General features: G+C 67.1%; 17 protein-coding genes. 8 read left to right on the top strand and 9 right to left on the bottom strand.

Annotated elements, in window-relative coordinates; translation table 11 throughout:
- Window positions 1-16: 16 nt before the first annotated feature.
- The 7 genes from KTR66_RS11680 to KTR66_RS11650 all read right to left on the bottom strand — a co-directional run bounded on the left by KTR66_RS11680 (window position 17) and on the right by KTR66_RS11650 (window position 7,325).
- On the bottom strand, window positions 17-994 hold the full coding sequence (locus KTR66_RS11680) for a retron St85 family RNA-directed DNA polymerase (protein ID WP_213612781.1): 978 nt from the start codon (window positions 992-994) through the stop codon (window positions 17-19).
- 3 nt (window positions 995-997) lie between these two features.
- Window positions 998-1,897, bottom strand: coding sequence for a retron St85 family effector protein (locus KTR66_RS11675; protein WP_213612780.1), 900 nt, complete (start codon window positions 1,895-1,897; stop codon window positions 998-1,000).
- 260 nt (window positions 1,898-2,157) lie between these two features.
- A complete protein-coding gene (locus tag KTR66_RS11670) occupies window positions 2,158-2,988 on the bottom strand; it encodes a (Fe-S)-binding protein (protein WP_213612779.1) in 831 nt (276 codons plus the stop codon).
- Window positions 2,979-3,386, bottom strand: a complete 408-nt coding sequence (locus tag KTR66_RS11665) for a (Fe-S)-binding protein (RefSeq protein WP_213612778.1) — start codon at window positions 3,384-3,386, stop codon at window positions 2,979-2,981. The genes KTR66_RS11670 and KTR66_RS11665 overlap by 10 nt, the downstream gene beginning before the upstream one ends.
- Window positions 3,380-4,465 carry an alanine racemase gene (locus tag KTR66_RS11660; protein ID WP_213612777.1) on the bottom strand — a complete coding sequence of 362 codons (1,086 nt, stop codon included), beginning with the start codon at window positions 4,463-4,465 and terminating at the stop codon, window positions 3,380-3,382. The genes KTR66_RS11665 and KTR66_RS11660 overlap by 7 nt, the downstream gene beginning before the upstream one ends.
- On the bottom strand, window positions 4,462-5,958 hold the full coding sequence (locus KTR66_RS11655; protein WP_213612776.1) for a M81 family metallopeptidase: 1,497 nt from the start codon (window positions 5,956-5,958) through the stop codon (window positions 4,462-4,464). Before KTR66_RS11655 ends, KTR66_RS11660 begins: the two co-directional genes overlap by 4 nt.
- A gap of 212 nt (window positions 5,959-6,170) precedes the next feature.
- Window positions 6,171-7,325 (bottom strand): pyridoxal-phosphate dependent enzyme, encoded by a 1,155-nt coding sequence (locus tag KTR66_RS11650; protein WP_249732054.1) that lies wholly within the window; start codon window positions 7,323-7,325, stop codon window positions 6,171-6,173.
- 12 nt (window positions 7,326-7,337) lie between these two features.
- Here KTR66_RS11650 and KTR66_RS11645 point away from each other — a divergent pair, with 12 nt between their 5' ends.
- Genes KTR66_RS11645 through KTR66_RS11610 form a run of 8 tightly spaced genes read left to right on the top strand, consistent with a single transcriptional unit; the run spans window position 7,338 to window position 15,198 of the window.
- Window positions 7,338-8,417, top strand: a complete 1,080-nt coding sequence (locus KTR66_RS11645; RefSeq protein ID WP_213612775.1) for a M20/M25/M40 family metallo-hydrolase — start codon at window positions 7,338-7,340, stop codon at window positions 8,415-8,417.
- 26 nt (window positions 8,418-8,443) lie between these two features.
- Entirely contained in the window at window positions 8,444-10,534 is a 2,091-nt protein-coding gene (locus tag KTR66_RS11640) for an acetate--CoA ligase family protein (RefSeq protein ID WP_213612774.1), read from the top strand.
- Window positions 10,531-11,385: a MaoC/PaaZ C-terminal domain-containing protein gene (locus KTR66_RS11635; RefSeq protein WP_213612773.1), complete on the top strand. Its 855-nt coding sequence runs from the start codon at window positions 10,531-10,533 to the stop codon at window positions 11,383-11,385. Before KTR66_RS11640 ends, KTR66_RS11635 begins: the two co-directional genes overlap by 4 nt.
- Before the next feature lie 14 nt (window positions 11,386-11,399).
- Window positions 11,400-12,575 carry a M20 aminoacylase family protein gene (locus KTR66_RS11630; protein WP_213612772.1) on the top strand — a complete coding sequence of 392 codons (1,176 nt, stop codon included), beginning with the start codon at window positions 11,400-11,402 and terminating at the stop codon, window positions 12,573-12,575.
- Between the two features lie 16 nt (window positions 12,576-12,591).
- A complete protein-coding gene (locus tag KTR66_RS11625) occupies window positions 12,592-13,068 on the top strand; it encodes a glutathione peroxidase (protein WP_371819105.1) in 477 nt (158 codons plus the stop codon).
- A 41-nt stretch (window positions 13,069-13,109) separates the two neighbouring features.
- A complete protein-coding gene (locus KTR66_RS11620) occupies window positions 13,110-13,910 on the top strand; it encodes a molybdopterin-synthase adenylyltransferase MoeB (RefSeq protein WP_213612770.1) in 801 nt (266 codons plus the stop codon).
- Complete coding sequence (locus tag KTR66_RS11615; protein ID WP_213612769.1) at window positions 13,907-14,278, top strand: DsrE family protein; 372 nt, start codon at window positions 13,907-13,909, stop codon at window positions 14,276-14,278. Before KTR66_RS11620 ends, KTR66_RS11615 begins: the two co-directional genes overlap by 4 nt.
- 41 nt (window positions 14,279-14,319) lie before the next feature.
- Window positions 14,320-15,198 (top strand): SH3 domain-containing protein, encoded by an 879-nt coding sequence (locus tag KTR66_RS11610; RefSeq protein ID WP_213612768.1) that lies wholly within the window; start codon window positions 14,320-14,322, stop codon window positions 15,196-15,198.
- On the opposite strand, the gene KTR66_RS11605 is transcribed toward KTR66_RS11610, so the two are convergent.
- Both KTR66_RS11605 and accD read right to left on the bottom strand, forming a co-directional pair.
- The gene (locus KTR66_RS11605; RefSeq protein ID WP_213612767.1) at window positions 15,191-16,477 is read right to left on the bottom strand and encodes a folylpolyglutamate synthase/dihydrofolate synthase family protein; all 1,287 of its coding nucleotides are present in this window, start codon (window positions 16,475-16,477) and stop codon (window positions 15,191-15,193) included. The two genes, KTR66_RS11610 and KTR66_RS11605, sit on opposite strands and share 8 nt — an antisense overlap.
- Window positions 16,474-17,343 (bottom strand): acetyl-CoA carboxylase, carboxyltransferase subunit beta, encoded by an 870-nt coding sequence (gene accD / locus KTR66_RS11600; RefSeq protein WP_213612766.1) that lies wholly within the window; start codon window positions 17,341-17,343, stop codon window positions 16,474-16,476. Before accD ends, KTR66_RS11605 begins: the two co-directional genes overlap by 4 nt.
- Window positions 17,344-17,639: the final 296 nt, after the last annotated feature.

Genomic DNA, 17,639 nt, shown 5'->3' with positions numbered 1-17,639 from the left:
GCCATCCGTTGCGCCGTTAGTCTTCGGTCGCAGCATCCGCTTGCCCTTGCCTGTTATCTGTGCGCAAGTCGCCAGCTAAACTGTATAAGAAGTCGAACGTGTCTTTTCCGTATTTTTCTTTAAGAGACTGAAGGTATTTGGGCTCAATGGAGCCTAAGAACCCCAAAATACCTACGATCTGAGATGGATTTTGTTTGGGTGTCTGCCTCAAGGAAAGTCGACTCATTATGGCACGTAGTTCACGTTTAGCGTTCCGGCCGACTGAAATGTGACCCTGATTGGCAAGCGTTACTCCCGTAACGATGCGCCGGAATTTGGTGGTAACTACCCTCGTTTTTTCGTTGTTTATTTCGAGTTTTGAGAAGGCATGATCCCTGACTGCCTTCTTGATGATTGGCTCTACGTCACGAAGATTCCAGGCGCGCGCAGAAGAAAAGGTTAAATCATCGGCATAGCGTGTATATGTAATTTTCTCCGCCTTCGTTTTGTCATGAACGTAACAGTCAAAGTCATACATCATTATATTCGAAATAAATGGAGATGAAGGCGCGCCGATTGCAAGGCGTAGGTCTGGCATGCTTGGTCGCTTGTGGAACAAAATAGTTCTAGTCAATTCTCGATCAAATTCGTTCAACGGAAAATTATTCTCTGTAATAAACTTTATCCAGTCGTGACTCTTGATTGAAGGGAAAAAATTTCTAAAGTCCATTTTCATTATCGGCCCATTTTGGGCATGCTGATCGGCGTTTAATGCGATAGAGCCTCCCTTCTTATACGCAGTGGCACAATGATGAACTGGAAATTTATCGGACAGCCATTCAACTAATGCGCGTTGGAGTGCCTTAACCTCTCGCGCGGGATGTGAGATAAGGCGATGTCCTCCATTCGCTTTCGGAATCATGTAATCTTTATAGCGACGGGGCGCTGAACGGGCGATTCTCTCAATCTCCAGGGTTGAGAGCCCGGTTGCTTGTGCAAGATATTGCGTAAGCATGACTTATGCCCCCGCCATTGATCTGATGAAGTTAAATCTACTCGATTCTTTTGTCTTCCAGTGATCAATGATATCCGTTCTCCACCTCTCCCTGTTTATGTGTTCACCAGTGACTTCAAAGTTCCAGCATTTTTTCGTAATGCGGGAACCGAAATATTCTGACGTCCCGCGTACGCTTGAAACAATCCAGCCAGCACACTCGCCAGCGCAGAGATACTGACGGATTTTTTCTCGCGAATAGCAGGAGTCTGTAATGCAATTGACTAATTCCGAGATTTCATCGAATTTAAGTGCTCCATAATGCTGTATTAGGCCAATCATCAGCAAGATCAAGTGGCCAATGTTCGATTTATCAAATGTAGTTTTCAGGCGGGATTTTTCAAGTACGATAGATGCGTTGGGAATTATCGCATCATAAAGCATGTTAAGGTCGATGTCGTGAAAAGATGCTTCGGTCAAACATCCCACATCTGTCTTTGAGAGACTGATGACAGAATGATCTCCATGCATTTTTCGCAGATATTCGACTGGTCCGCGCCTAATAAATGAGTCGTGATTGAAGTATTTATAGTCAATAACTACAAGAAGTCTTTCCGCGATAGGTGGTATTGCAGAAAATGCTCCTAGTTCAGCGATACTTCCTGCGCTTTCAACGAATAAAAGAATCGCTTCGCATAAATGGGCGAAATCGGTTTCGAATGTTAGCCAGTCTTGATAATGCCCATGCGGTGGAAATATGCTGCAGTCTTCAGGAATTTGGACGTCAATATCCGGCTGATCTACGAATTTCGCAATTCGTAAAAAGGCATCGCGCCAGTTTGAGGGGGTTCCATTCTCTGTAAGGCGTGGTCCGCCACACACTAGAAAAATTTTTGTTGGGACGTAGACGCGTATGCTGGTCACGTCCAAGCGTTCAAGGAGGTTTGGAATTTTCTCCGAGAGATTCAATTACCAAAGGCGCGGGAGGCCGCGGCGACTTGCCGAGCGGAGCGGCTCGCGGCGAGTCGCCGCGGCCTCCCGCGCCGGCCAGAAGTGTACAATCCAGTCATGTCTGGCGAAACGCCAGACAAAGCACAAGCAGTGCCATCACGTAATCAACTCTCGGAGAAAACCCCCTAAACCTTAAGCCGCCTAGGTCTTCCGATACAAGGTAAAATCCGGACCTAGACCAGCCTGGGCCGGGTCAGCTCCGGCTCGACCAATTTGCGCACGGCGACTTCCCCGGCCGCCGCGACTCGCTCGGGGCCGATCGCGGCCAGCGGGTCCTCGGCGTTGCGCCAGGCCTTGTATTCATCCTCGTAGGGCCAGCCCAGGCCCTCAGCCAGCAGATGCACCCAGTTCACCACGCGAATCCCGTGGTCCCGCTCCAGCCCGATCATCTCGCGATGGCAGGAGTGGAAGATCGTCACCAGCGTATCCGCCCCCGTCTCCCGCATCGCCGCCAGCGTGGTCCGCTGCACATCCGCCAGCGCCCCCGGCACGCTCGCCAGCCCGAAGCACATGTAGCTCGGCGCCCGATAGGGATGGTCCACCACCTCGACGCCCGGAATCATCCCCAGCAGCTCCGGGATGATGTCATTCACCGGCACCCGCCCCTGGAAGCCCACATGCCGGTCCACGAAGACCCGCGCCGAAACCCGCTGCGTCAGCAGCGGCGCCAGTGCGGCCCGCTTCTCATGGATCGCCTCGCAGAGATGCTGGCTGTCGAAGCCCTGCTCCTTCGTCTGCCCCATGAAATCATCGAGATTCGCATGACACGAAGGGCACCACGTAATGACGCGCGGCGTCCCGCTCGCCGCGAATTTTTCCATCGTCCGGTCGGCCATGCCTTCCGCGATGCGCGGCGTGCTCTCTTTCGGGCTGCCGCAGCAGGCGCCCGGCCCGCCCACCGGCGCCGCCTCCACGCCCACCGCCTCCAGCATGCGCTGGCTCAGGCGGATGATCTCGCCATGGCGCGTCATGTTGCAGCCATACCAGAAGGTGCTCACAGCCATTTCGCCTGCTCCTCTTCGGTCATGGACAAGCGCGCGAAGACCTTCACGCGCGCCATGGTCTCCGCCGCATCCCGCTTCGGAATCACGCCGCCCTCCTGCGCCTGCCACTTGGCCAGCCGCAGCATGAGCATGGGGTTCACCGCTTCCGGGCAGGCCTCGTTGCAGGAGCCGCTCCGCGTGCAGACGCTGATCCAGTTGCGCGACGCCGCATCGCCTGGGCCACCCGCCAGCACATCCAGCACGCCGATCACGGCCGCCTTCGCATCCGTGCCGCGAGCCTCCGGCGCGTAAGCCACCATCGGGCAGGCCTCGAAGCAGGCCCCGCATCGCGTGCAGGCGGCCAGCATGCGCTGGGTCTCCGCCGCCCGCAGCGCGGACCAGTCCTGATGCGCTACCATCCGTTGATCCGATCCCACACGGCGATCACCTCGCGCGATCCATCCACCACATGATAGCGGTCGAAGGCCGCCGCTGTCAGGCAGGTATGATTGGGCGCGACCCGCAACTTCGTGCCGATGGGCAGCATCGGCGCGGGCGCCGCCTCGCCATGCTCCTGATGCACCCGCGTCAGGATCGGCTCGCCCAGCGTATTGCCGCCATCCATATCCAGCACCAGCCCGAACCCATAATCGCGCGGCGCCTTCTCCGTGCTGCGATCCTTGCTCATGGCCAGCGCCCCGCTATCCAGCAGCAGCGCGCCCCGCGCCGGCTTGCGGCCGATGACGCTGGCCAGCACCGTCACCGCGATGTCCCCTTCCGGATGCGTGCCGAGCTGCGCCTGGAAGAGATCCCCGAACATATAGACGCCCGCGCGGATCTCCGTGATGCCGTCCAGCTTCTCCGCATGCAGCGCGGTGGGCGAGGAGCCGAGGCTCACGATCTCGAGCGTGAACCCCGCCTCGCGCAGCGTATCGGCCGCGCGCACCACGCCCGCCCGCTCCAGCTCCGCGATCGCGGCCATCTCCGGAATGCTGCGCCCGCCATAGGAATGGCCGGCATGGGTGAAGACGCCGGCGAGCTTCGAACCCAGCGCCGCCGCGATGGCGCGCGCCTCATCCGGCGGCACGCCGCCGCGCCCCTCGCCCACATCCACTTCCACGAGGGCCCGGATCTTGCCCGGATGCGCGGCGATGGCCTCCGCCGCCTCCACATCATCCGTGATGACCTTCACATCGGCGCCCTGCGCGTTCAGCGCGGCCACGGCATCCAGCTTCTGCGGCGTGATGCCCACGGCGTAGATCTGGTCCTTCCAGCCGCCCTCCGCGAAATACCGCGCCTCCGCCAGCGTGCTGACCGTGACCGGCCCGTAGCCCGGCGCCGCCAGCATCGCCACATCGCGCGACTTCGCGGTCTTCAGATGCGGCCGCAGCACCACGCCCGGATGCCGCGCCAGCGCGCGCTGCATCATCGCCAGGTTCCGCTTCAGCACGCCGAGGTCCAGCACCAGCGCCGGCGTCGTCAATTCATCGAGATTCATCGCGTCGCATCCTGATCCAGCGGCAGCACCGGCCGCGGCAATTTCGTCCAGTCGAAGCGGGAGAGAATGGGCGAGGTCAGCCCCGGCGCATCCACCTCCACGATCTGCTCGTGCTGGAAGAACTCATCGAAGCCGCCGCGGAAATGCCCGCGCGACTTCACCACCACGCAGCGCGCCTGGCCCACATCAATGCCCAGATGCTCCAGGAAGGCCGGGTCCGCGCATTGCGTGCGCTGGCTGATCACCACCACGTCAATCCCACCCAGCCGCAGCCAGGCCGTATCGCCGAGCTGCATCGCCGTGCCCGCGAAGATGCCGCGCCGCCCCGTGACATGCCCATCCGAGAGCGCCTTCACCTCCGCCTCCGCCGCGAAGGGCCGGCTGAACGGGTCCTGCTCGGCCGCGCGGTTGAACCGCGCCTCGAACCGCGCGCCGACGCCCTGCGCCTTGGCGTCGGCCACCAGCGCCGGGTCATGGATCACGCCGAACACGGCGCCCTGCACCCCCGCGCGGTGAAACGCCTCCAGCAGCCACATGGTGTTGCCGCGCCCGCCGCCGCCCGGATTATCCGCCACATCGGCGAAGGCGAGCGGCACCTCGCTGGTCAGCGCGCGCTCGGTCGCCTCTTCCAGCGGCGTCAGCTTCGCCACGAAGCGGTCCCGCCGCGCCCAGGCGGCCTCGGCCAGCTCATCGGCCAGCGCATCGGCCGCGCCCTGATGCGTGGCGGTGACGATGGCGCACATCCCGTTGAACGGCGTGTCCCCATAGGCGAAGCCCGCCATGACCGAGACATTCACGATGCGCGGATCCGCCGCCCGCCGCGCCTGCCCCAGATTGATCACCTCCGCATAAGGCCCCTGCGCCGTGAGCAGCGAGACGGTCGGCGCCACGATCGGCAGGCGCCGATGCGCGCGGACGAAGCGCTCGCCCTTCAGCAGCCGGCGCATCAGCCCGGCGCTTTCCTCGCCCCGCGCGCGCATATCCATGTGCGGATTGGTCAGATACCCCACATAGGCGTCGTTCAGCGCGACATTGGCGTCGCTCACATTCGCATGCAGGTCATAGGTGCAGATGAAGGGGATCTCCCCCAGCTCCGCCCGCACCAGCGCCTGCACCGCGCCCTCCGGGTCATCCAGCACCGTCGTCAGCCCCGCGCCATGCATGACGCAGAAGGCGCCCTCCACCTGCCCACGCAGCGCCCGCAACCCCGCGCGCCATTCCTCCATCAGCTTTTCGAAGAAGCCATGCTCCACCGGCCCATTGGGCTCGGCCATGGCGAGCGTGATCGGCCGCGGCTGCCACGGCCCGGTCGCGTCCATGCCGGTGACGAAGCCCGGCATCTCGCCCAGCGCCTGCGGGCTCGCGCTGCGCGCATCGGTCACGATGGCCTCGCCCCGCAGCAGGCAGCGATAGGCGAAGTCGGCCTCCGTCGCGATGGGCGCGAAGCGGTTGCACTCGATGGAAAAGCCCAACAGGGCGATGCGCGGACTCATGCAGGTGTCACCTTACCATCTTACCATCTTACGATCTTACCGGCGCAGCGAAGGCCGGTTTCGGACAAATCCCCCGCGCGCCGGAGCCGGTCGGAACGAGGCGCGGAGGGGAGGGGGCAGGGGCATAAATCATCCTAGGAAAATATGCCGAAGACCCGCAAAAAGTCAAGAAAACCCGGGGAGCCACGGGCTCCCCGGACCCCTGCGGCACCTTAGACTTGAACCCCCAGCAGCTCCGCATAGCGGGGGGTGGATTTCAGGCCGGTGCCGGTCAGGACGACCACCGTGCTCTCGCGCGCGGCGATCTTGCCCGAGGCCAGCAGCTTGCCGAAGGCGGCCGCCGCCTGGGCGCAGGTCGGCTCCACATAGACGCCGCGCTTCGCCAGCATCAACGAGGCCGCCGCGATCTCATCCTCCGCCAGCATCACGGCACCGCCGCCACTCTCGCGCATGGCGCGCAGGCATTCGGCGGTGCGCAGCGGCTGCGCGATGGCCGTGCCCTCCGCGATGGTGGGCTGCGCGGCCACCGGATCGAGCCCCAGCGCCGCCCGCGCGATCGGCGCGCAATTCGCGGGCTGCGCCGCGAAGATGCGCGGCAGCTTGCGGATCTGCCCCGCCCGCAGCAGCTCCGAAAACCCGATGAAGCAGCCCAGAACGTTCGACCCCGCCCCACACGGCACGATCACATTGTCCGGCGCCGCGAAGGAAAAATCCTCCCAGAGCTCATAGGCCAGGCTCTTGGTGCCCTGCAGGAAGAAGGGCTGCCAATTGTGGCTGGCGTAGAAGAGGCGCTCCGCCTCGCGCTCCGCCGCATCCGCGCAATCCTGGCGGGAGCCGGGCACCAGCGTGATGGTCGCCCCCGCCGCGCGGCTCTGCACCGTCTTGGCCGGGCTGGTGCTGGCGGGGACGAAGATCGTGGCCTCCATGCCCCCCGCCGCCGCATAGGCGGACACCGCGGCCCCGCCATTGCCCGAGCTGTCCTCCAGCACCGCGGTCACCCCCTGCTCCCGCAGCAGGGAGAGCATCACCGAGGCGCCGCGATCCTTGAAGCTGCCGGTCGGCATGAACCATTCGCATTTCAGCAGCGCCGTGCCCTCGCCCAGCGTCATTTCCATCAGCGGCGTGCAGCCCTCGCCCATGGAAATCGGCTTTTGCGGCAGGAAGGGCAGGGCGGCGGCATAGCGCCAGATGCTGCGCACGCCGGAGGCGATGTCGTCCCGGCCGATTCCCGGCAGGTCCGTCAGCAGCAGGGGGGCGCGGTCATCGCCGCACCAGCGCGGGGTTTCGAGCGGATAAATGCGGCCCGAGCGCGGATCGAGATAGGAGGTCATGCCGCCCAGGGTTGCGCGCAAGCCCGCTTCGGGCAAGCCTCGCCCCCCATGAACGACGAACTCGCCCGCCTCGCGGCCGACCTGGTGCGGATGGACAGCCGCAGCCACCTCTCCAACATCGCCGTCGCCGAGCGCATCGAGGCCGAACTCCCCGGTTTCGAGATCGAACGGCTCGATTACGTGGACGGCGCCGGCGTGGCCAAGCGCGCGCTCGTCGCCCATCGCGGCGGCCCCGGCGGCCTCGCTCTCTCCGGCCATATGGACACCGTCCCCGCCACCGGCTGGACGGACGACCCCTGGAGCGGCGCGATCCGTGACGGCGTGCTGCATGGCCTGGGCTCGGTGGACATGAAGGGCGCCGTCGCGGCCTGCGTCATCGCCGCCCGATCGGCCCCCCGTGCCACGCTGCTCATCACCACCGATGAGGAGACGACGAAGCAGGGTGCGCGCATCATCGCGGGCCAGTCCAAGCTGGCGCAGAAGGCGGGCCTGACGGGAATCGTGGTGGCCGAGCCCACCAGCCTCATCCCCGTCCGCGGCCACCGCGCGCACATCGCCTTCACCGCGACGGCCGAGGGCGTGCAGGCGCATTCCTCCACCGGCAAGGGGCTGAACGCCAATTGGGCGCTGATCCCCTTCCTGGTCGAGGTGAAGGCGATGTTCGAGCGGCTGCGCAACGATCCGTCGCTGCAGGACACGGCCTATGATCCCGTCTTCAGCGACTTCAACCTGGTGGTGGACAATCACGGCACGGCGGTGAACGTGACCGTCGCGAAAGCCACCGCCCGCATCAAGTTCCGCTACAGCCACAAGATTGATCCGTCCCCCGTGCTGACCGCGATGCGCGAGGCCGCGCGCGCCAATGGCCTGACGCTGGAAGAGGCGCATGAGGGCCACCCGCCAGAGCTGCCGCTGGACCACCCGCTGGTCCGCCGCGCCTCAGCCATCACGGGTCAGGCCGCCCGCACCGCGCCCTATGGCACCGATGCCTCCGAGCTTCAGGCCATCGCGCCCTGCGTGGTGCTGGGGCCAGGCCCGATCGAGACCGCGCATACGCCGCATGAATGCGTGGCGCTGGATCAACTGAACCGCGCCGTGCCCATCTTCCAGAGCCTTCTGGCCGGCTGAAAACCGACTCCCGAGGAAACGAAAAAATGGATTTCTCTTCGCTCGACCCGGTGGTGAATCCGCGGTCCATCGCGATCATCGGCGCTTCCGACGAGCCGGTGCGCATCGGCGGCCGCCCCATCTCCTACATGCTGCAACGCGGCTTCCAGGGCGCGATCTATCCGGTCAACCCGAAGCGCCCCACGGTGCAGGGCCTCACCAGCTACGCCGATGTGAACAGCCTGCCCGAGACGCCGGATGTCGCCATCGTGGCCGTGCCCAGTTCCGCGGCCTTGCAGGCGGTGGAGGACCTCGGCGCGCGCGGCTGCAAGGGCGCCATCGTCTTCACCGCCGGCTTCGCCGAGATGGATGCGGGCGGTGCGGCGGCGCAGGATGTGATGGTGGCCAGCGCGCGCAAGCATGGCATGCGGCTGATGGGGCCGAATTGCCTTGGCCTCTTCAACTCCGCCATCAATTTCTACGCGACCTTTTCCGCCAGCTTCGAAAGCGGCTGGCCCTTGCCCGGCCGCATCGGCATCGCCTCGCAATCCGGCGCCTATGGCACGCATCTCTATTCCATCGCGCGCGACCGCGAGATCGGCACGCAGATCTGCATCACCACCGGCAATGAGGCCGAGGTGACGCTGAGCGACGTGCTGGGCTGGATGGCGCAAAGCCCCGATGTGGACGTGATCTGCGCCTATGCGGAGGGCATCCGCGAGGGGAAGAATTTTCTGGCGGCGCTCGACCTCGCGCGCCGCAACCGCAAGCCCATCGTGATGATGAAGGTGGGCCGCAGCGCGCTGGGCCAGGCTGCCGCCCAATCGCACACCGCCAGCATCGCCGGCGATGACGCGGTGACCGATGCGGTGCTGCAGGAATTCGGCGTGGTGCGTGCCCGCAACACGGAGGAGCTGCTGGACATCGCCTATGCCGCCACCAAGCGCATCTACCCCGTGCGCAACACGCTGGGCGTGGTGACGGTCTCGGGCGGGGCGGGCGTGCTGATCTCCGACGTCGCGGAATCCATCGGCTTCGAAATGCCCGAGATGCCGCAGCCGGCGCAGGACCGGCTGCGCGGCTTCGTGCCCTTCTGCGCGCCGCGCAACCCGGTGGATTGCACCGCCCAGGCCATCAATCAGACCGAGCTCATCGGCGAATTCGCCACCGCCATGGTGGTGGATGGCGGCTATACCTCCTGCCTCGGCTTCTTCACCCAGGTGGGCGCGTCCAAATCGGTGGCCCCCAAGCTGCGCGCGCAGATGAAGGCCGTGGCGGACCAGCACCCGGACCGGCTCTGGGCGCTCTCCATCATCGCGCCGCGCGACATGATCCGCGAATATGAGAAGGACGGCTTCCTGATCTTCGAGGACCCGACGCGCGCCGTCGTCGCCCTGCACGCCATGGGCCGCTTCGGCGAGGCCTTCGCCCGCGCCACACCCGCCACGCCGGCCCTCCCGCAAGTCACCCTGCCCGCCACCACGCCGACCGAGGCCGAGGGCAAGCGCATCCTGGCCGCCGCCGGCATCCCCGCCGTGCCCGAGCGCGCCTGCGCCGATGTGGAAGCGGCCGTCGCCGCCGCCCGCGAATTCGGCTTCCCCGTGGTGCTGAAGATCCTGAGCCCCGACATCCTGCACAAGAGCGAGATCGGCGGCGTGCTGCTCGATATCGCGAGCGAGGCCGCGGTGCGCGAAGGCTTCGCCACCCTCCTCGCCCGCGCCGCCGAACGCGCGCCCGGTGCGCGCATCGAGGGCGTGCTGGTGGCCAAGCAGATCAAGGGCGCCGTCGAGATGGCCTTGGGCCTGGTGCGCGATCCGGTCTTCGGCCCCGTCGCCATGGTGGGCCTCGGTGGCATCTTCATCGAGGTGCTGAAGGATGTGAGCTTCCGCCGCTGCCCCTTCGGCGTGGACGAGGCCGAGGCGATGATCCGCTCGCTGAAGGGTTTTCCTCTATTGGACGGCGTGCGTGGCCGCAGGAAGGCGGATGTGACAGCCTTGGCGCAGGCGCTCGCCAACCTCTCCACCTTCGCCGTCGCCGCCGGCCCGCGCCTGCTCTCGGTGGACATCAACCCGCTGCTCGTCCTGCCGGAAGGCGAGGGCGCCTTCGCCGCCGATGCCGTGCTGGAGATCGGGGAATGATCGTCGCCGAAAAGCTCCTCGCCTATCCCATCCCGGAAATCCGCCAGAATCTGCGCTGGCAGGATGTGGCGCTCTACAACCTCTCCATCGGCCTGGGGCAGGACCCGATGGATCTGCGCCAGCTTCCCTTCACCTATGAGCCCAATCTCACCGCCATGCCCTCCATGGCGGTCGTGCTCGGCTATCCCGGCTTCTGGATCAAGGCGCCCGATACGGGCGTGGACTGGGTGCGCGTGGTGCATGGCGAGCAATCCCTCACCCTGCATCGCCCGCTGCCCACCAGCGGCGAGGTCATCGGTACCTCGCGCGTCACCGGCCTGGTGGATCGCGGCCCCGGCAAGGGCGCGCTGATCTATTCCGAGCGCGTGATCCGCGATGCCGCCAGCGGCGAGAAGCTCGCCACGGTGGCGATGACCACCTTCGCACGCGGCGATGGCGGCTTCGGCGGCCCCACGGGCCCGGTGAAACCCCCGCATCCCGAGGCGGAAGGCCCGCCCGATCTGGTCATTGACCTGCCGACGCGCCCCGAGCAGGCCGCCTATTACCGCCTGAACGGCGACCACAACCCGCTGCATATCGACCCGGGCGTGGCCACCAAGGCCGGCTTCCCGCGCCCCATCCTGCACGGGCTCTGCACCTTCGGCGTGGTCTGCCACGCGCTGATGAAGGGCCTCTGCGACTATGGCACGGCGCGCTTCGGCGGCATGGATCTCCGCTTCTCCTCCCCCGTCTATCCGGGCGAGACCATCCGCACGGAAATCTGGCATCGTCCCGAAGGGGCCGCCTTCCGAGCCCGCGTCGTCGAGCGCGACGTGGTCGTCGTCAGCAACGGCCTCTTCCGCTTCGCCTGAGGAGTCGTCCCGCCATGCAGCCCATCCCCCGCATCGCCGAATTCCACGCCGAGATGACGGAGTGGCGGCGCGATTTCCACGCCCATCCCGAGATCGGCTTCGAGGAAGTCCGCACCAGCGGGATCGTGGCGGAGAAGCTGGAATCCTGGGGCATCGAGGTGGAGCGCGGCCTGGGCCGCACCGGCGTCGTCGGCGTCATTCGCGGCAAGCGGCCGGGCAACCGCACCATCGGCCTGCGCGCCGACATGGACGCGCTGCCCATGCCGGAGCTGAACGAATTCGCCCATCGCAGCACCATCCCCAATCGCATGCATGCCTGCGGCCATGACGGCCACACCACCATGCTGCTGGGCGCCGCCCGCTACCTGGCGGAGACGCGCAACTTCTCCGGCACGGTCCACCTCATCTTCCAGCCGGCGGAGGAGGGGCTCACGGGCGCCGCCGAAATGCTGCGCGACGGCCTCTTCCAGAAATACCCCTGCGACCAGGTCTATGGCATCCACAACGCCTATGACCTGCCGCTCGGCACCGCCGCCATCCGCCCCGGCACGGTGCTGGCCGCCGTGGACTACTTCGACCTGACGCTGACCGGCCGCAGCAGCCACGCCGCCCAGCCGCATCGCGGGCTCGATCCGCTGCCCTGCGCCGTGCAGATCTACACGGCGTTGCAGAACCTGGTGAGCCGTCGCATGGACCCGCATGAGACGGTGGTCCTCTCCATCGGCCAGTTCCAGGCCGGCACCTCGCAGATCGTGATCCCCGAGACGGTGCTGATGCGCGGCACCATCCGCACGCTGAAGCCCACCACCCGTCGCGCCATGGATGAGCTGTTTCACCAGACCGTGCATGGCATCGCCGCCGCCCATGGCGTGGAGGTCAGCCTCGACTACCGCCGCTCCTACCCGCCCACCATCAACACGGTGGAGGAAGCCTCCGCCTTCGAGGCCGCGGCGCGCGACGTGGTGGGCGACGATCTCATCATGACCAACCTGCCCTCGCTGACGGCCGGCGAGGATTTCGCCTATTATCTGGAGAAGGCCCCTGGCGCCTTCATGCTGCTGGGCCAGATGACGCCGGAGCACGGGAATACGCCCGTGCATCACGGCCGCTATGATTTCAACGACGCGCTGCTGCCGATCGGCGCCAGCTGCTTCGCCCGCCTGGTGGAGCAGCAACTCGGCGGCGGCTGACCCGAGGGAGACCCCAGTGACGACGGTCCATGACTTCACCGCCAGGCTCGGCGATGGCACGGAGCAGAGCCTTTCCGCCTATGCCGGCAAGGCCCTGCTCATTGTCAACGTCGCCTCCAAATGCGGCTTCACCCCGCAATACAAGGGCCTCCAGGCCCTGCAGGAGGAATACGGCCCGCGCGGCTTCGAGGTGCTGGCCTTCCCCTGCAACCAGTTCGGCGCGCAGGAACCCGGCAGCGACGCCGAGATCGCGGCCTTCTGCGATACCAAATACAACGTCACCTTCCCGGTCTTCTCCAAGATCGCCGTGAACGGCGCCGACGCGCATCCGCTCTACACCTGGCTGAAGAAGCAGAAGGGCGGAATCCTGGGCGACGGGATCAAGTGGAACTTCACCAAGTTCCTGGTGGACAGGCAGGGCAACGTCGTCTCCCGCCACGCGCCGACCACCAAGCCCGAGGCGCTGAAGCGCGAGATCGAGGCGCTGCTGTAGGCCCGTTCCCTTCGCGGCCCTGCCACCCCATATAGGCCGCCATGGACCTCGATTTCACCGAAGACGAGCTGCACCGCTATTCGCGCCACATCCTGCTGAAGGAGGTGGGCGCGATCGGCCAGGCGCGGCTGCGCCAGGCGCGCGTGCTGGTGGTGGGCGCGGGCGGCCTCGGCTCGCCGCTGGCGCTGTATCTGGCCGCCGCCGGCGTGGGCACCATCGGCCTTGTGGATCACGACCACCTGGAGCTCTCCAACCTCCAGCGCCAGGTGGCCCACAGCACCGCCCGCCTCGGCCAGAACAAGACCGAGAGCGCCGCCGAAGCCCTGCGCGGCCTGAACCCCGAGGTGCGCCTTGAACTCCACACCCGCCGCATGGACCGCGCGGCGGCCGAGGAGCTCATCCCGCGCTACGACGTGATCTGCGACGGCACCGACAATTTCCCCACCCGCTTCCTGCTGGGCGATGCCTGCCACCTGCTGGGCAAGCCGCTGGTCAGCGCGGCCGTGCTGCGCTTCGAAGGCCAGCTCTCGGTCTTCCGCGCGCATGAGGGCGCGCCGCATCCCTGCCACCGCTGCCTCAACCCCGAAATGCCGCCCGAGGGGCTGGTCCCCACCTGCTCCCAGGCCGGTGTGCTGGGCGCCGTGGTCGGCGTCATGGGCACGCTGCAAGCCACGGAAGTGCTCAAGGTCATTCTCGGCATCGGCGAGGACATGTCCGGCCGCCTGCTGCTCTGGGACGCGCTGGATGCGCGCTTCCGCACCGTGAAGCTGAAGCGTGACCCGGCCTGTGCCCTCTGCGGCGAGCACGCCACCATCCATGACCTCTCGGCCCATGGCGCATGAACGCGCTCGGCCTGCTGCTGATCTCGGGCGGGCATGAGCGGGCGCATTACGCGTTGATGCTGGCGACCGCGGCCGCGGCCCTCGGCCGGCCGGTCACGCTTTTCGCCACCAATGCCGGCTGCCGGCTGCTGCTGAAATCCGCTCCCCTGGAGCATGACCCGCGCGAGGCGGAGCTGGCGCGCGCCGGGGTCGCCACCATCACCACGCTGATGGAAGCGGCACGCGCCCTCGAAATCCGCTGCATCGCCTGCGAGGCCGGGCTGAAGGCCGAGGGGCTGGAGGGCGAGGAACTGGCCCCGGGCACGGAACTGGCCGGCATCGTCACCTTCCTCGGCGCGGTCGGCGGGGGGCAGGTGATTTCGCTGTGACGCTTGACCCGGCGCGGGCGGGCTTGGCATCCAGAGGGGTGATGCAGGCCCGCCTCACCCTTGCCACGCTCTGTGTCCTCGTCCTCGCGGGCGGGGCGGCCGCGCAATCGAGCCTGGGCGGGCAGGGCAGCGTGCCGCCGCCGCGCGCGGCCACGCCACCCGCCGCATCCTCCACCACGGCACCGGCCGCCAGCACGCCGCGCCCCGCCCAGGGCAACGCACAGCGCCCGCCCCAGGGGCAGCGCCCGCCGCAGGGCCAGGCGGCACGCCCGCCGCAGGGCGGCACGGCCGCGCGGCCCAACACCGCGCAGCGTCAGCCGCCCACCGCCGCCCAGCGCCAGCAGGCCCAACGCCAGCAGGCCCAGCAGCGCCGCGCCGCCGCCGCAGCCGCCGCGGCCGCAGCCGCCGCCGGAACCGCGGCTGCCGCGGCCCCCCCGCAGCCCGCCACCCCGCCGCCGCCCGAGCCCATCCCGCCCATCGGCAGCGTCACCGGCCTGCCCATGCCGCGCTTCGCCGCGCTCCGCTCCAACGACGTGAACCTGCGCGTCGGCCCGGACCGCCGCTTCCCGGTCGAATGGCGCTACCAGCGCTCCGACCTGCCGGTGCAGATCATCCGCGAGCATGACCAGTGGCGCCGCATCCGCGACCCCGACGGCGCGGAAGGCTGGCTCGCCGCCTCCAACCTGCAGCCCGGGCGCCGCACCTTCATCGTGCGCGGCGAACCCAGCGCCGAGATCCCGCTGCGCCGCCGCGCCGAGGATTCCTCCGCCCCCGTCGCGCGCCTCAAGCCGGGCGTGATCGGCCGCATCCGCGGCTGCGAGGCCGGCAGCGACTGGTGCGAGGTGCAGGTGCAGGACCGCCGCGGCTTCATCAAGCGCGGCGAGATCTTCGGCGTCCTCCCGGACGAGGAAATCAAGTAGCGGCCGCGTCCAGCTTCAGCACCTCGCCCGCGAGGTAGAGGCTGCCGCAGATCAGCACGCGCCCGGGCGCTTCCTCCGCCTGGATGCGGGCCAATGCCGCGCGCACATCCGGCCCGGCCTTCGCGACGCCGCCGCTGGCCGCGATGATGTCCGCCACACTCATCGCCAGATGCTGCCCCGGCTCGGAAACCGCCGTGACGCTGGTGGCGAGCGGCAGGATGGGCGCCATGAAGCCAGAGGCCGTCTTGCCCTGCTTCATGCCGATGACGAGGTGCAGCGGCCGGTCGCGGAACTCTTCTAGCGTTGCCGCCAGCGCCTGCCCGGCGCCGGCATTGTGCCCGCCATCCAGCCAGAGCTCCCAGGGGGCAGGGGGTGCCAGCCGCCCCCGCAGGCGCTGCATTCGCGCCGGCCATTCGGCGGCGGCGACGCCGCGGATGATGGCGTCCTCGTTCAGCCAGGCCGGGTTCCAGGCGCGGAGTGCGGCGATGGCGATGCCGGCATTGTCCGGCTGATGCGCGCCCTTCAGGCCCAGCTCGGGCAGCAGGATGCTCCCCGCGCCATCCGTGTAGCGGTGCGCTGATCCCATCCGCTCCATCCGCCAGGCCGCATCCCGCGCCAGCAGCGGCGCGCCCAGCTCCGCCGCGCGGGCCGCGATCACCGAAAGCGCCTCATCGGCTTGCCGCCCGGTGGCGCAGGGCACGCCCGGCTTGATGATCCCGGCCTTCTCGAAGGCGATCTTGCCGATGGTGTCGCCCAGGAACTCCATATGGTCCATGGAGATGCTCGCGATCGCCGTCGCCGCCGGCGAGGCCACCACATTGGTCGCATCGAAGCGCCCGCCCAGCCCCACCTCCAGCACCAGCAGGTCGGCCGGCACGCGGCTGAACAACAGGAAGGCGACGGCGGTGGTGATCTCGAAGACGGTGATGGGTGTGGCGCCATTCACCCGCTCCACCTCCGTGAGCGCGTCGCTCAGCGCATCCTCGCTGACGAGTTCGCCCGCCAGCCGGATGCGCTCATGGAAGCGCACGAGATGCGGCGAGGTATAGACATGCACGCGCTGGCCGGCCGCCTCGCCGATGGCGCGCAGGAAGGCGCAGGTGCTGCCCTTCCCGTTGGTGCCGGCCACATGGATCACGGGCGGCAGCTTGCGCTCCGGATGCCCGAGCTTGCCGAGCAGCGTCGCGAGCCGCCCCAGGCTCAAATCGATCAGCTTCGGATGCAGCGCGTGCATCCGCTCGATGATGGCCTCCGAACGGCCCGATGATGTGCCGCTCATGCCGCGGCCGGCGCTTCCTCGGCGGCGCGCAGCAGGCGGATCACCCGCGCCAGCGTCTCGCGCATCTCGGCGCGCTTCACCACCATGTCGAGGATGCCGTGCTCCAGCAGGTATTCGGCCCGCTGGAACCCCTCGGGCAGCTTTTCGCGCACCGTGCTCTCGATGACGCGCGCGCCGGCAAAGCCGATCAGCGCGCCGGGTTCCGCGATCTGGATGTCGCCCAGCATGGCGAAGCTGGCCGTCACGCCGCCCGTCGTCGGGTCGCACAGCACGACGATGAAGGGCAGGCCCGCATCCTTCACCATCTGCGTCGCGATCACGGTGCGCGGCATCTGCATCAGGCTGATCGCACCTTCCTGCATGCGCGCGCCGCCGGAGCTGGCAAACACGATCAGCGGCGCGTCCTGCAGCACCGCAAGCCGCGCGGCGGTGACGATCGCCTCGCCCACGCCGGCACCCATCGAGCCGCCCATGAAGGCGAATTCGAAGACCGCGACGACGGCGCGCTGGCCCTCGATCTGCCCATGGCCCACCACGACGGCGTCATCCATGCCGGATTTGGTCTGGGCGTCGCGCAGGCGCTCGGAATAGCGGCGCTGGTCGCGGAAGCGCAGCGGATCGGCCGGCGCCTTGGGCAGCTCGATCTTCTGCCAGCCCTCATCCAGCGTGGCGTCGAGCCGCTGCTTCGCCGAGAGCCGCATATGGTGGCCGCAATGCGTGCAGACGCGGAGGTTCTTCTCCAGATCCGTCTGGAAGATCATCTTCTGGCAGCTCGGGCATTGGTGCCAGAGATTGTCCGGCATCTCGCGCGAGGTGCCGAAGAGCGTCTTGATCTTGGGCAGCGCCCACTCGGAAATCCAGTTCATCTTTATCTGCCCTCAGACGGCGGGCGGCGGCTCCGCCGCCTTGCCTTCGCGCCGCGTGAGGATGCGGCGGAGGGAAGGGCGGGCGCGGCGCGCCGGCCGCCGTGCGGCCGGATGCTCCGGACGCTGCGACGGGATGGAGATGGCGGGCTGCGGGGCTGGGGTCAAGCGGGGCGGGCGGCGGCTCCGCCGCCTTGCCTTCGCGCCGCGTGAGGATGCGGCGGAGGGAAGGGCGGGCGCGGCGCGCCGGCCGCCGTGCGGCCGGATGCTCCGGACGCTGCGACGGGATGGAGATGGCG

Origin of the sequence: Roseococcus sp. SDR (genome assembly GCF_019083995.1) — a bacterium.
GTDB lineage: Bacteria > Pseudomonadota > Alphaproteobacteria > Acetobacterales > Acetobacteraceae > Roseococcus.
Note: the sequence above shows the minus strand (reverse complement) of the source record. Positions and strands in the feature narration are given on the sequence as shown.

Bases quoted from the DNA above. Each gene is read 5' to 3' on its own strand.
- KTR66_RS11670 (WP_213612779.1), bottom strand. From the start codon at position 2,988: ATGGCTGTGAGCACCTTCTGGTATGGCTGCAACATGACGCGCCATGGC.
- KTR66_RS11655 (WP_213612776.1), bottom strand. From the start codon at position 5,958: ATGAGTCCGCGCATCGCCCTGTTGGGCTTTTCCATCGAGTGCAACCGC.
- KTR66_RS11635 (WP_213612773.1), top strand. From the start codon at position 10,531: ATGATCGTCGCCGAAAAGCTCCTCGCCTATCCCATCCCGGAAATCCGC.
- accD (WP_213612766.1), bottom strand. From the start codon at position 17,343: ATGAACTGGATTTCCGAGTGGGCGCTGCCCAAGATCAAGACGCTCTTC.
- KTR66_RS11680 (WP_213612781.1), bottom strand. From the start codon at position 994: ATGCTTACGCAATATCTTGCACAAGCAACCGGGCTCTCAACCCTGGAG.
- KTR66_RS11615 (WP_213612769.1), top strand. From the start codon at position 13,907: ATGAACGCGCTCGGCCTGCTGCTGATCTCGGGCGGGCATGAGCGGGCG.
- KTR66_RS11660 (WP_213612777.1), bottom strand. From the start codon at position 4,465: ATGAATCTCGATGAATTGACGACGCCGGCGCTGGTGCTGGACCTCGGC.
- KTR66_RS11640 (WP_213612774.1), top strand. From the start codon at position 8,444: ATGGATTTCTCTTCGCTCGACCCGGTGGTGAATCCGCGGTCCATCGCG.
- KTR66_RS11610 (WP_213612768.1), top strand. From the start codon at position 14,320: ATGCAGGCCCGCCTCACCCTTGCCACGCTCTGTGTCCTCGTCCTCGCG.
- KTR66_RS11665 (WP_213612778.1), bottom strand. From the start codon at position 3,386: ATGGTAGCGCATCAGGACTGGTCCGCGCTGCGGGCGGCGGAGACCCAG.
- KTR66_RS11620 (WP_213612770.1), top strand. From the start codon at position 13,110: ATGGACCTCGATTTCACCGAAGACGAGCTGCACCGCTATTCGCGCCAC.
- KTR66_RS11605 (WP_213612767.1), bottom strand. From the start codon at position 16,477: ATGAGCGGCACATCATCGGGCCGTTCGGAGGCCATCATCGAGCGGATG.
- KTR66_RS11630 (WP_213612772.1), top strand. From the start codon at position 11,400: ATGCAGCCCATCCCCCGCATCGCCGAATTCCACGCCGAGATGACGGAG.
- KTR66_RS11645 (WP_213612775.1), top strand. From the start codon at position 7,338: ATGAACGACGAACTCGCCCGCCTCGCGGCCGACCTGGTGCGGATGGAC.